The organism is Hyunsoonleella pacifica, from assembly GCF_004310335.1.
Classification (GTDB): Bacteria; Bacteroidota; Bacteroidia; order Flavobacteriales; family Flavobacteriaceae; genus Jejuia; species Jejuia pacifica.
The window spans coordinates 583,983-597,154 of record NZ_SIRS01000002.1 but is presented as its reverse complement, the minus strand read 5'-3'; the positions used below and the strand labels follow the sequence as shown (position 1 = coordinate 597,154).

The 13,172-nt window shown below is 32.7% G+C and carries 10 protein-coding genes; 5 read left to right on the top strand and 5 right to left on the bottom strand.

What is annotated here, in order from left to right; genetic code table 11:
- Positions 1–7 precede the first annotated feature (7 nt).
- From EYD46_RS05975 to EYD46_RS05960, 4 genes are all read right to left on the bottom strand, one after another.
- Positions 8–1,102, bottom strand: coding sequence for a DUF4097 family beta strand repeat-containing protein (locus tag EYD46_RS05975; protein ID WP_130936149.1), 1,095 nt, complete (start codon positions 1,100–1,102; stop codon positions 8–10).
- Positions 1,080–1,649, bottom strand: coding sequence for a hypothetical protein (locus EYD46_RS05970; protein WP_130936148.1), 570 nt, complete (start codon positions 1,647–1,649; stop codon positions 1,080–1,082). The genes EYD46_RS05975 and EYD46_RS05970 overlap by 23 nt, the downstream gene beginning before the upstream one ends.
- Positions 1,650–1,658: 9 nt before the next feature.
- Positions 1,659–2,222, bottom strand: coding sequence for an RNA polymerase sigma factor (locus EYD46_RS05965; protein WP_130936147.1), 564 nt, complete (start codon positions 2,220–2,222; stop codon positions 1,659–1,661).
- 120 nt (positions 2,223–2,342) lie between these two features.
- A complete protein-coding gene (locus tag EYD46_RS05960; RefSeq protein WP_130936146.1) occupies positions 2,343–4,895 on the bottom strand; it encodes an ATP-dependent Clp protease ATP-binding subunit in 2,553 nt (850 codons plus the stop codon).
- Between the two features lie 262 nt (positions 4,896–5,157).
- Between EYD46_RS05960 and gyrA the strand changes: the two genes are divergently transcribed.
- From gyrA to EYD46_RS05945, 4 genes are all read left to right on the top strand, one after another.
- A complete protein-coding gene (gyrA, locus tag EYD46_RS05955) occupies positions 5,158–7,695 on the top strand; it encodes a DNA gyrase subunit A (protein WP_130936145.1) in 2,538 nt (845 codons plus the stop codon).
- A 20-nt stretch (positions 7,696–7,715) separates the two neighbouring features.
- Complete coding sequence (locus EYD46_RS05950; RefSeq protein ID WP_130936144.1) at positions 7,716–8,957, top strand: tetratricopeptide repeat protein; 1,242 nt, start codon at positions 7,716–7,718, stop codon at positions 8,955–8,957.
- A 115-nt stretch (positions 8,958–9,072) separates the two neighbouring features.
- The gene (locus EYD46_RS17905; protein WP_206662888.1) at positions 9,073–9,459 is read left to right on the top strand and encodes a helix-turn-helix domain-containing protein; all 387 of its coding nucleotides are present in this window, start codon (positions 9,073–9,075) and stop codon (positions 9,457–9,459) included.
- Positions 9,459–10,364: an IS3 family transposase gene (locus EYD46_RS05945; protein ID WP_206662887.1), complete on the top strand. Its 906-nt coding sequence runs from the start codon at positions 9,459–9,461 to the stop codon at positions 10,362–10,364. The genes EYD46_RS17905 and EYD46_RS05945 overlap by 1 nt, the downstream gene beginning before the upstream one ends.
- 59 nt (positions 10,365–10,423) lie before the next feature.
- On the opposite strand, the gene rocD is transcribed toward EYD46_RS05945, so the two are convergent.
- A complete protein-coding gene (gene rocD, locus EYD46_RS05940; protein ID WP_130936143.1) occupies positions 10,424–11,704 on the bottom strand; it encodes an ornithine--oxo-acid transaminase in 1,281 nt (426 codons plus the stop codon).
- Between the two features lie 271 nt (positions 11,705–11,975).
- Here rocD and EYD46_RS05935 point away from each other — a divergent pair, with 271 nt between their 5' ends.
- Positions 11,976–13,145 carry a mechanosensitive ion channel gene (locus EYD46_RS05935; RefSeq protein WP_130936142.1) on the top strand — a complete coding sequence of 390 codons (1,170 nt, stop codon included), beginning with the start codon at positions 11,976–11,978 and terminating at the stop codon, positions 13,143–13,145.
- Positions 13,146–13,172 lie beyond the last annotated feature (27 nt).

Sequence of the window (13,172 nt, the reverse complement as noted above, 5' to 3'; positions counted from 1 at the left end):
TCAATCTTTAATTCTTATAAAAATTCAAGCCCCCATAATTAGATTTTATAATTATTTTCGCTCCCGAACCTTTATTTCCATAATATCCTGAATATCTTTTTTGTGTAGATTCTACAGATTTATAGGTAAAATCAAAATCATTATCTCCACTAAGATTTGCATAAGATAAATCCAAATCGAAATCAAAATTTAAGTCTGGATGAAATCCAATTTTTGAACCTGTATAACTAGTCTTTATGGTTAAAGCTTTCAAACTACTCTGTAATTGTTCTATTTTAATAGAACCGTAGCCGGCTTTTATAGTGGCTTTATCATAAATACTACCAAATTTTAAATTTACATAATCGCTATTACCGTTTATAATATTTGCTTTTTCTATGTATAATGAGCCATAATCGCTATTGTAATTTACTTGTTCAGCAATTTCGATTTTTGATTTGGTGTAATCACTATTAATGTTAAGCATTTTGGTTTTTCCTACTGTAAAGCCACTGTAATCTGCATTTATACTACCAGATTTTATATACTCAAAATAACATCCACTGGAATAATCAAAAGTTAAAACATTATCATCAGCCATAAGTTCCTTTGTGGTTATCTTACCATAATCACAGTTTATATTAGCTTGTCCTTCTAACTTTCCTAAGTTTATGCTGCCATAATCATTATTTAAAGCAACACTATTGGTAATTGGCATTTTAACAATATAATTTACCGAAATATTTACATTGTTTTTTTTATTATTCCCCCACCACGAACTAGATTTTCCTTTACCAAACTTAGTTCTGGCTGATACATTACTACTACTGCCTTCAAACTCAACAGTTATATCATTTATACGTTCTTCAACTTTTTCTTGATTGTTACCAGAAGTAGTGATTGTTATTTCAAAAACAATTCTATTTTCATTCCAAGTGATAATATCTAAATTACCATAACTGTTTTTAATACTTAAGTTGGCATCGGATGATACCGAATACTCTTTGTTAATTTTCTTTTCCTTACTGTATTTACCTTTATCATTTGAATTGCTTAATGCAGAAACAAAGAGTGGTATCAGTAAAAAAGTAATAAGTGATTTAAATTGTACTGTTCGTTTCATATGATGTGATTTTTAATTGTTTTATATTATCTATTTCTTGAAGTGTGTGTTTTAATATTTCAATTCTCGTTTGAAAGTTTGTAATCATCGCAAATATTACGCGTTTATCATCTCCACTTTCATTTAAATCCTTTTTTAGATTTTCATAAGCCTTTTCAAGATTAGCTAATCGGTTTACTGCATCTTGAATTAATTGTTGTGTTTCAGGAGTAGATGCGTTTTCAAGTTTGTAAAGCTCTTCGGAAATGGTTACAGTGAAAAAATTTTCTGTTCTAGCCATTTCTGGTGATACACTTGCTAGGTCCCTTAATTCATTATCTTGAGAAGTAAAGCTAAGACCTAGTGTTATAACTAGTAGAATAGAGGCGGCCACACCTAGTAACGGTTTCCATAGACGACGCCTTTGTCTAATTTCACTAGTAGGGTATAGCTCGCCTTTATCATTTAATTTTTCAAGAAACCGTTGCTTATGGTTAGCACTAGGCTCTTCAACATCAAAATCATCTTTTGCCGTTTCAAAAAAACTATCTAAGTAATCTTTATTCATATTCTAAGGTTAATTAACTCTTAAGTGTTCTAATTTTTGACGCAAACTACTTTTTGCTCTTGAAATTATAGTTCTACAATTAGCATTACTTATATTCATTATTTCGCTTACTTCCCCATAATCAAATCCTTCTATTAAATTTAATGTAAGCGCAACTCTATAATTGTCTTTTAAACTATTTAATCCATCTAATACTTGCTTAATTTTTAATGAGACTTCAGCATGATTAGTAGTGTCATTAGTGTTCTGATCTTCAACTTTAAATAAAGTATCGTTTAATGGTGTTTCTTGTTTATTTGATTGTTTTTTATAATGATGTATACTGTTATTAATAACTATTCGTTTTAACCAAGAGCCAAATACTGTTTTGTCTTTTAGGGTATTAAGTTTTGTAAAAGCCATTAAAAACGAGTCTTGCATAATATCTTCTGCTTCAAAACTATTTTTTACTATTCGTAAAGACGTATTGTACATTGCTTTATAATATCTATTATATATTTCTAGTTGCGCAGACTGATTACCAGATATGCACAGTTCAATTAAATTTTCAATATTTTGGTGGTTAGGCGTCAAAAAATAATTGGTTTACTATTATAAGGAGAATAACTTTTTTGATGTGTTACAGTTTTTATCAAAAAAAAGCCTACAATCTAAAATTAGATGTAGGCTTTATGTTTATCTACGGTTACTTTCTTAAGACTCTGTGGGCTTTTCTGCCTTTTCGATATCTATTTTTAGTTCTTCCGTTTTCTTATCTAAATCGATAATAATTTTATCGCCTTCTTGAAGATTTGAAGCTACTATTTCTTCTGCTAACGCATCTTCAATATACTTCTGAATAGCACGTTTTAGTGGTCTTGCCCCATATTGCTTATCAAAACCTTTATCAGCGATATAATCTTTGGCGGTTTTGGTTAATTTTAAATTATAGCCTAAACCTTTAATTCTAGATAGTAATTTTTCTAACTCAATGTCAATGATTTGATTAATGTCTTCTTTCTCAAGAGGATTAAAGACTACTACATCATCAATTCTATTTAAGAATTCAGGAGCAAATGACTTTTTAAGTGCATTTTCAATAACTTTTTGAGCATTGGCATCTTCTTGTGCTTTTTGAGCTGAAGTACCAAAACCTATACCTGAACCAAAATCTTGAAGTTTTCTTGCTCCTATATTTGAGGTCATGATAATGATGGTGTTTCTAAAATCAATCTTTCTACCTAAACTATCAGTTAAATGACCGTCATCAAGCACTTGCAGTAACATATTAAATACATCAGGGTGAGCCTTTTCAATTTCATCTAATAAAATAACAGAGTAGGGCTTACGTCTTACTTTTTCAGTTAATTGTCCACCTTCCTCGTATCCAACGTATCCAGGAGGCGCGCCAACTAAACGGGATATTGCAAACTTCTCCATATACTCACTCATGTCTATTCTAATTAAAGAATCTTCACTATCAAACAATTGACGAGATAGCACTTTAGCTAATTGAGTTTTACCAACACCTGTTTGACCTAAGAAGATAAAAGATCCTATGGGCTTATTAGGATCCTTTAATCCTGCACGGTTACGTTGTATAGCTTTTACAACCTTTACTACAGCTTGATCTTGTCCAATTACTTTACCTTTAATAAGGTTTGGTAATTCAGCCAATTTATTAATCTCAGTTTGTGCAATTCTGTTTACAGGAATTCCAGTCATCATCGATACTACATCTGCTACATTCTCTTCAGTAACAATTTCACGATGTTGCTTAGTTTCCTCTTCCCATTTTTCTTGGGCTATAGCCAAATCTTTTTCTAAGCGTTTTTCATCATCTCTTAATTTTGCAGCTTCCTCATATTTCTGCTTTTTTACCACAGAATTTTTTGTTTCTCGAACTTGTTCTAATTGTTTCTCAAGTTCTAATATCTGTTGAGGCACATCAATATTAGTAATGTGGACACGAGATCCAGCTTCATCTAAAGCATCGATAGCTTTATCTGGAAGAAATCTATCCGTCATATATCTATTAGTCAACTTTACACAAGCTTCTACAGCTTCTGGTGTAAAATCAACATTGTGATGTTCTTCATATTTTCCTTTAATGTTGTTAAGGATTTCAATAGTCTCTTCAACAGTAGTTGGTTGCACAATCACTTTTTGAAAGCGACGCTCTAAAGCACCATCTTTCTCGATATATTGCCTGTATTCATCAAGTGTTGTAGCACCGATGCATTGAATTTCTCCACGAGCTAAGGCAGGTTTAAACATATTAGAAGCATCCAAGCTCCCAGTAGCACCTCCAGCCCCAACTATAGTGTGTATTTCATCAATAAAAAGTATGACATCATCATTCTTTTCTAGTTCGTTCATTACAGCCTTCATGCGCTCTTCAAATTGACCGCGATATTTTGTACCAGCTACTAAACTTGCTAAATCAAGAGTAACAACTCTTTTATTAAATAAAATTCTTGATACTTTTCGTTTTACAATTCTTAAAGCTAAACCTTCAGCAATGGCAGATTTACCTACACCTGGTTCACCTATTAAAAGTGGATTGTTTTTCTTTCGTCTACTCAAAATCTGTGAAACACGTTGTATTTCAGCTTCTCTACCCACAACAGGGTCTAGCTTGCCTTCTTCAGCTAAAGCCGTTAAATCACGTCCAAAGTTATCTAGAACAGGTGTTTTAGACTTCTTATTAGACTTGCCTGATGGGGAATTAAAAATATTATCCTTTTGAGATTCATCTCCTAAATTAGCATCATCATCTTGGAACGATTCAGATTTAGGCTCTATATAATCATCATTATCGTTTGTAATCATTTGTTTAAATTGTTCTTTAACATTATCATAGTCAACTTTTAACTTATTCAATAGTTTGGTAGTTGGGTCATTTTCGTTTCGTAAAATACACAACAGCAAATGTGCTGTGTTTATAGATGTACTTTGAAATAGTTTCGCTTCTAAAAAAGTGGTTTTTAAAGCACGCTCTGCCTGACGTGTTAGGTGCAGGTTTTTCTTTTGATTTGAAGCGATACTAATATTTGGATTAGCAGGACTTAAAATTTCAACTTTTCGTCTTAAATGATTTAAGTCTACATCCAACGCACTTAATATATCTATTGCTTTTCCATTTCCATCTCTAAGCAATCCTAGCATCAAATGCTCGGTGCCAATAAAATCATGCCCTAATCGCAACGCTTCTTCTTTGCTATAAGCGATTACATCTTTTACTCTTGGGGAAAAATTATCATCCATAACTAAATACCTTTCTGCATTAAAAATACTAAAACATTTTTACTAACGACAAAAACTATACCTTAAAATGTATTAGTCGTGCTAATTGACGAAAAATTAATCAAAAAATCAAAACCTATAACCTTATAGTTATTAACTAAAAATAGTAGTGAAATTGTTAATAAAAAGTCTTAAAACAGAAGCAAAAATCACTTATTCACACTAACGAAATTATTATATTAGCATGTTTTGAAAAAATCGTAAAAACTAAATTAAATTATATATGGCAGAAGGAGAAAAACTGATACCTATTAACATTGAAGATGAGATGAAATCTGCGTACATTGATTATTCAATGTCGGTCATTGTGTCACGTGCGCTACCAGATGTAAGAGATGGTTTAAAGCCTGTTCATAGACGTGTGCTTTACGGCATGCATGAATTAGGAGTTAGAGCAAATTCAGCACACAAGAAATCAGCTAGAATAGTTGGAGAAGTTTTAGGTAAATATCACCCACATGGTGATACTTCGGTTTATGATACCATGGTGCGTATGGCACAAGAATGGAGTTTGCGTTATATGCTGGTTGATGGTCAAGGAAATTTTGGTTCTGTAGATGGCGATAGTCCTGCAGCAATGCGTTATACTGAAGCAAGAATGCAAAAGATTTCTGAAGAGATGCTTGCAGATATTGATAAAGAGACAGTTGATCATAAACTGAATTTTGATGATACACTTCAAGAGCCTACTGTATTACCAACTAGAATACCTGGACTACTAGTGAATGGAGCTTCTGGAATTGCAGTAGGTATGGCTACAAATATGCCACCTCACAATTTAACCGAAGTTGTAAATGGTACCATTGCTTACATTGATAATGATGAGATTGAGATTGATGAATTAATGTCATTTATAAAAGCACCAGATTTTCCAACAGGAGGAACTATTTATGGATATGACGGTGTTAGAGATGCATTTCATACAGGTCGTGGTAGAGTTGTGCTGAGAGGAAAAGCAAATATTGAAGAAGTTAACGGTCGTGAGTGCATTATTGTAGATGAGATTCCTTATCAAGTAAATAAGGCAGATATGATTAAGAAGACTGCCGATTTAGTTAACGAGAAAAAGCTTGAAGGGATTTCTACAATCCGTGATGAATCTGACAGGAAAGGTATGCGTATTGTTTATGTGTTAAAGCGTGATGCAATTCCAAATATAGTCTTGAACAAATTATATAAGTATACTGCGCTACAGTCTTCATTTAGTGTGAATAACATTGCTTTAGTTAATGGAAGACCTCAACTTTTAAATTTAAAAGATCTCATTCATTATTTTGTTGAGCATAGGCATGAAGTTGTAGTTAGAAGAACTCAATATGAACTTCGTAAAGCAGAAGAAAGAGCACATATTTTAGAAGGTTTAATTATCGCTTCTGATAATATAGACGAAGTTATTCAAATTATCAGAGCATCTTCAAATGCAGATGAGGCGCGTGAGAATTTAATTAAACGTTTTGAACTTTCAGAAATTCAAGCGCGTGCTATCGTAGAAATGCGTTTACGTCAATTAACAGGACTAGAGCAGGACAAGTTACGATCAGAATACGAAGAGATAATTAAAACCATTGCCGATTTAAAAGATATTCTTGATAATAAAGATCGTAGAATGAATATCATTAAGGAAGAATTGGAAGTAATTAGAGATAAATATGGTGATGAAAGACGTTCTGTAATAGAATATGCTGGAGGAGATTTAAGTATTGAAGATATGATACCAAATGAGAAAGTGGTAATTACCATCTCTCATGCAGGTTATATTAAGCGAACATCTTTAACCGAGTATAAAACTCAAAATAGAGGAGGAGTTGGGCAAAAAGCGTCTACTACCAGAAATGAAGACTTCTTAGAACATTTATTTGTAGGAACGAATCATCAGTACATGCTATTCTTTACACAAAAAGGAAAATGTTTCTGGATGCGTGTTTATGAAATTCCTGAAGGCGCAAAAACCTCAAAGGGTAGAGCTATTCAAAACCTCATAAATATTGAACAAGATGACAAGGTAATGGCATTTATTTGTACTCAAGATTTAAAAGATGAGGACTATATAAACAGCCAATATGTCATTATGGCAACCAAAAAAGGACAAGTAAAGAAAACATCTTTAGAGCAGTATTCTCGTCCAAGAACAAATGGTATCAATGCGATAACAATTAAGAATGGTGATGAGTTGTTAGAAGCTAAATTGACTACAGGAGAGAGTCAAGTGATGTTGGCACTTAAGTCTGGAAAAGCCATTCGCTTTGAAGAAGCAAAGACAAGACCTATGGGTAGAAATGCTTCAGGTGTAAGAGGTATAACTTTAGCACACGACAAGGATGAAGTAATAGGTATGATAGCTGTAGATGACATGGAAAGTAACATATTAGTTGTTTCTGAAAATGGTTACGGAAAACGTTCCAGTTTAGATGATTATCGTATTACCAATAGAGGAGGTAAAGGTGTAAAAACTATCTCTATTACAGATAAAACAGGAAACCTAGTTTCTATTAAAAATGTAACTGATAGTGACGATTTAATGATTATCAATAAATCTGGTATTGCCATAAGAATGGCTGTAGAAGATTTACGCGTTATGGGACGTGCTACACAAGGTGTAAGATTGATAAACTTAAAGGGGAGCGATTCTATTGCTGCAGTTGCCAAAGTTAGACACGACGAGGATGACGTGGATGATGTAGAAACCACTGAAAATACTGATGTTTCAAATGATGGCACAACTGTTGATAATAATGATACTGATAACAACAATAACGAATAAATAATACAAATTGAATTAAAATGAAAAAACAACTAATTATAGCTATAGCTATTTCATTAAGCACATTTTCTTTTGCACAGAAAAAAGAGTTGAAAGCTGTTGAGAAAGCCGTTAAAGCCAATAACTTTGCGGAAGCAAAGGAGGCTTTAAAGATTGTAGAACCTATGTTAAGTTCTTTAGATGACAAATTGTTAACTAAATATAATTATTTAAAAGGATTAGCCCTGTATGCCAATGGAGCGGGATCAAACGAAGAGATTGATACAGCATTAGGTTTCTTAAATAAAGCTAAGGGAGTTTATAAAGATGAAGTAACTAAAATAAATAATGACGTAATTAATAAGCTCTTAGAAAAAGGAAACAAAGCTTATGAAGATAAAAAGTTTGATGTTGCTTCTGATCATTTTGAAAAGTTATATAATTTAAGACAAAGTGACACAATATATCTATATTATGCTGCTGCCACAGCTGTAAATGTCCCTGATTACGATAGAGCATTAGGCTTATATCAACAGCTTAAGGATTTAAAGTATACTGGTATTGAAACTCAGTATTTTGCTGTAAATGTTGAATCAGGACAAAAAGATCGTTTTGAGGATAAAACACAGAGAGACTTCCAAGTTAAGGCAAAGTTGTATAAAGACCCTACTGATGAAGTCACTTCTTCAAAACGAGGTGAGATTGTTAAAAATGTTGCATTGATTTACATATCAAAAGGAGATAATGAAAAAGCTATACAAGCCATTAAAGATGCTAAATCTGAAGCTCCTAATGACATTAATTTAATTCTTTCAGAAGCAAACATCTATTATAAAATGGGTAATACTGAAAAGTTTAAAGAGTTAATGGAAACAGCTACAAAGTTAGATCCTGAAAATGCTGAACTGCAATATAATTTGGGCGTAATATCTGCTGATTCGAATCAACCTGATGAAGCTTTGGAATATTATAAAAAAACTATTGATTTAGATCCAAATTACATCAATGCTTATATTAATAGTGCTGCAGTAATATTAGGAAAAGAGAAAGACATTATTGAAGAGATGAATGGACTTGGAACATCATCAGCTGACAACAGACGTTATGATGAATTACGTGAAAAGCGACAAGCAATCTATAAAGAGGCTGTTCCGTTTTTATCCAAAGCTTTAGAGATTAATCCAAAAAGCTCTAATTCCGCTAAAACTTTGATGAATATTTATAGCGTTCTCGGGGAAACTGAAAAATTTAAAGAAATGAAGGCTATAGTTGAAGCTATGTAAGCTGAGACAATAACCTATATTTAGATAATAAAAAAAACCAGAGCATATGCTCTGGTTTTTTTTATTATCTAAATATGTCTCGTCCTGAAATAGCGTTACACTAAATTTAAGTGTAATGAAAAATAAATATGTAAAACGTACCCAGAAGGATTATCCGAAGTCCTTTAAGTTAGATGTAGTTCGTGAGATTGAGCAAGGAGAACTCACACGTTCTCAGGCATTGGTCAAGTATGGTATCCAAGCTAAATCCACTATTACGGATTGGCTTAGAAAATATGGTAACTTTGATTGGGAGAACCAAAGTTACAAACCTATGTCTAAGAGTCCACAACAGCGTATCATAGAACTTGAAGAGAAAGTTAAGCTATTAGAGAAGCAAAAAGCCAGAGCAGAACACTTAGCAGAACGCGCGGACAAGAAAGCTATTTTGTTCGATATGATGATAGATTTAGCAGAGAAAGAGTTTAATATTCCAATCAGAAAAAACTCCAAACCCAAGTAATGGATATGTTCAGAATCAATTATCAAGAGAGTATCTCAACCACCTGTGAGCTACTTGGGTTTAGTAGGCAGGTATATTACAGAGCTATTAACTCAAGGCAAAAACGACAAGCTATTGCAGATCAAGTTATAGACCTAGTACAGCGTATCCGTATAGAACAACCACGTCTTGGCACCAGAAAGCTATACCATATTCTAAAGGTAGAATTACAAGAGCTAGGTGTTGGTAGGGATCGATTGTTTGCCATTCTCAAAGCTAATAAAATGCTTATCAAGCCCAGACGAAGTTACCACATAACCACTAACTCACACCACCGTTTTAGAAAACATAAGAACCTGATAGAGGATAAACCCGTAACCCGACCAGAACAAGTTTGGGTATCTGACATTACCTATGTGGGACATCGGCAGAACCCGATGTACCTATCTTTAGTCACAGATGCCTACTCTAAGAAGATTGTAGGCTACCATTTAGACAATACACTGCAAGTGGATGCTTCGCTCAAAACATTAAGGCGAGCAATTAAAAGCAGGATGTATCCCAATGACAAACTTATCCACCATTCCGATGGGGGTCTACAGTATTGTAGTGATGGTTATCAAGAATTACTATTGAAAAACAATATTATATGTAGCATGACAGAATCCTATGATCCGTATCAAAATGCAATAGCCGAGCGTGTAAACGGTATCTTAAAGCAAGAGTTTTTAATCAATACCCAAAAATCAGACCTGATAACAATGCGAAAAATAATCAAGCAAAGCATTACTATCTATAATACCAAAAGACCGCATTTATCATGCAAGATGCTAACACCAGAACAAATGCACAAACAAGATAAAATCAAAGTGAAAACTTATAAAAAGAAAAACTCTGAACAACCCATGGGTTGTTCAGAGTTTTAGTAATTTTAATCCTAATTAAAACTGTAACGGTTTTTTAGGACTAGTCAATAATATAAAATTTATTTTTCAAAAGCACTTAGGGTCTTCACAATAATTGAAACACAATCTAATAGCTGTTCCTTATTTATTACTAATGGAGGCGCAAAACGAATAATATTTCTATGTGTAGGTTTTGCCAATAAACCATTATCTCTTAATGCTAAACAAATATCCCAAGCTTTATTATTTTTCTCTTCATCGTTAATTACTATGGCATTTAATAAGCCTTTACCTCTTACTAATTTAACTACACTGCTATTTTTAATGTATGTATTTAATTCACTTCTAAACAGTTTTCCTAAAATATATGCGTTTTCAGCTAAATTTTCTTCCTGAATTACTTCAAGGGCAGCAATAGCTACTGCAGCTGCTACTGGATTTCCCCCAAAAGTACTACCATGATTACCTGGTTTAATCACATCCATTATATTATCTTTAGCCAAAACTGCACTTACCGGATAAGCGCCTCCGCTAAGCGCTTTTCCTAATATCAAAATATCTGGTTTTACATCAGGTGTGTCAGAGCAATTTCCGTTGTTACAACTACAATTACCACATGTAGCCAGTAATTTTCCTGTTCGTGCAATACCAGTTTGTACTTCATCAGCAATAAACAGCACGTTATATGTTTCGCAAAGTGCTTTTGCCGCTACTAAATAACCATCACTAGGTACATAAACACCAGCTTCTCCCTGTATGGGCTCAACTAAAAAGCCTGCAATATTTGGATTCTTTCTTAGTACATCTTCTAACGCTTTAAGGTTGTCATATTCAATCTTTATAAATCCTTTTGTGTACGGACCAAAATTTTCGCGAGCTACAGGATCATTTGAAAACGAAATAATAGTAGTTGTTCTTCCATGAAAATTATTTTTACAAACCACAATTTCAGCTTCGTTTTCATCTATACCCTTTACTTCATAAGCCCATTTTCTAGCAATTTTTAAAGCAGTTTCTACGGCTTCTGCTCCTGTATTCATTGGCAAAAGCTTATCAAATCCAAAAAGTTGTGTAGCATACTTTTCGTATCTCCCCAGCATATCATTATAAAATGCTCTAGAAGTAAGTGTTAATGTTTTGGTTTGTTCAATCATAGCATTCATAATTTTTGGGTGACAATGCCCTTGATTAACTGCTGAGTATGCAGATAAAAAATCGTAATATTTCTTGCCTTCTACATCCCAAACGTAAACACCTTTACCTTTGGTTAGTACTACAGGTAATGGATGATAGTTGTGCGCACCATATTTGTGCTCTAATTCAATTGCTTGTTGTGACGTTAATTGCTCTAAAACAGCCATTTTAAAAAATAGTTTTAAAATTTCTTGACTACATAAATATTCCACTAATAGCTAGACTGAACATTAATAATCAATCTCGATAACCGAGTAAAATAACCATTCCTTCTGTACCTTTATTCTTCCGAGAATTCGAAAAAGCAGCGTGGGAGAGAAATCATCCCTGGATATAGGAGCAAATTAGCGATTTTCTAATAAAAACTGAATTAAAATGTGTCTTTTTGTTCTAATACCGTGTCATAATGATATAATTAACCATTAAATCATTTTTATCATGGACTATGTAACAAAATTATTAGACAATTTATCAGTATCACTCGGAGAAAAATTAACTAATGCCTTAGTCGCATTACTAATCATCATTATAGGCTGGCTTATTGCAGGTTTTTTTAAGCGTTTGTTCTCCAAACTAATTAGAAAAACTGGAGTTGACAACAAATTAAAGAATTCAAAAATTAGTTTATCAAAATTTATAAGTAAACTTATTTATTTTTTAATAATGATTTTTGTTTTCATGCTAGCTTTAGACAAACTAGGCATGAGCAATGTATTGGATCCACTAAAAACTATGCTTAATAATTTTACGGGCTTTGTACCAAACATAATAGGCGCAGGGTTAGTGTGTTATATTGGCTATATGTTAGCAACAATAGTATCAGAACTTGTTGAACTATCAGGTGAATCTATTCAAAAATTAGTGCCAAAATTAAGATTACCCGAAAATATCGACTTAATTAAGATACTAAAAAAGGTTGTTTTTATTTTTATATTTATTCCTCTTTTAATTTCAGCATTCAATATTTTGAATATGGATGCGATTTCAGTTCCTGCAACAGATATGTTAAAGGACTTCTTTGCTGCCATACCTAAAATAATTATAGCTGTATTTATCTTAATTTTATTCATTGTTGGCGGGCGTTTTTTAAGCGGACTGATTAAAGATTTGCTTAACAGCATGAATCTTAATGGTTTATTTAATAAAATTGGTTTAGATACAATAACAGGAAGTACCAATATTGTATCTGTAATAGGGAGTTTAATTTACTTTTTTATAGTTCTTTTTGGATTAACTACTGCAGTTGAAAAATTAGAGTTTACTTACCTTTCTGAAATTCTTTATACCGTAACAACTTATTCTGGCAAGATTTTATTCGGACTAGCTATACTTATGGTTGGTAATTGGTTATCGTCTATAGCAGCTACTAATTTTTCTAAGAAAGAATCTAATGTATTCATCGCTTCTATTATAAGAATAGCTATTATTTCTATTTTCTTAGCTATTGGGTTAGGAACGATGGGAATTGCAGATGATATTATAAACTTAGCCTTTGGAATAACCCTTGCTACAGTTGCGCTTACTATAATTCTTTCTTTTGGATTAGGAGGAAGAGCAGCAGCAGGTAAACAAATGGAAAGAATTTTAGATAAATTTAATAATAAGTAAATTTATTTTTTTGAATTGAAAAGCCGC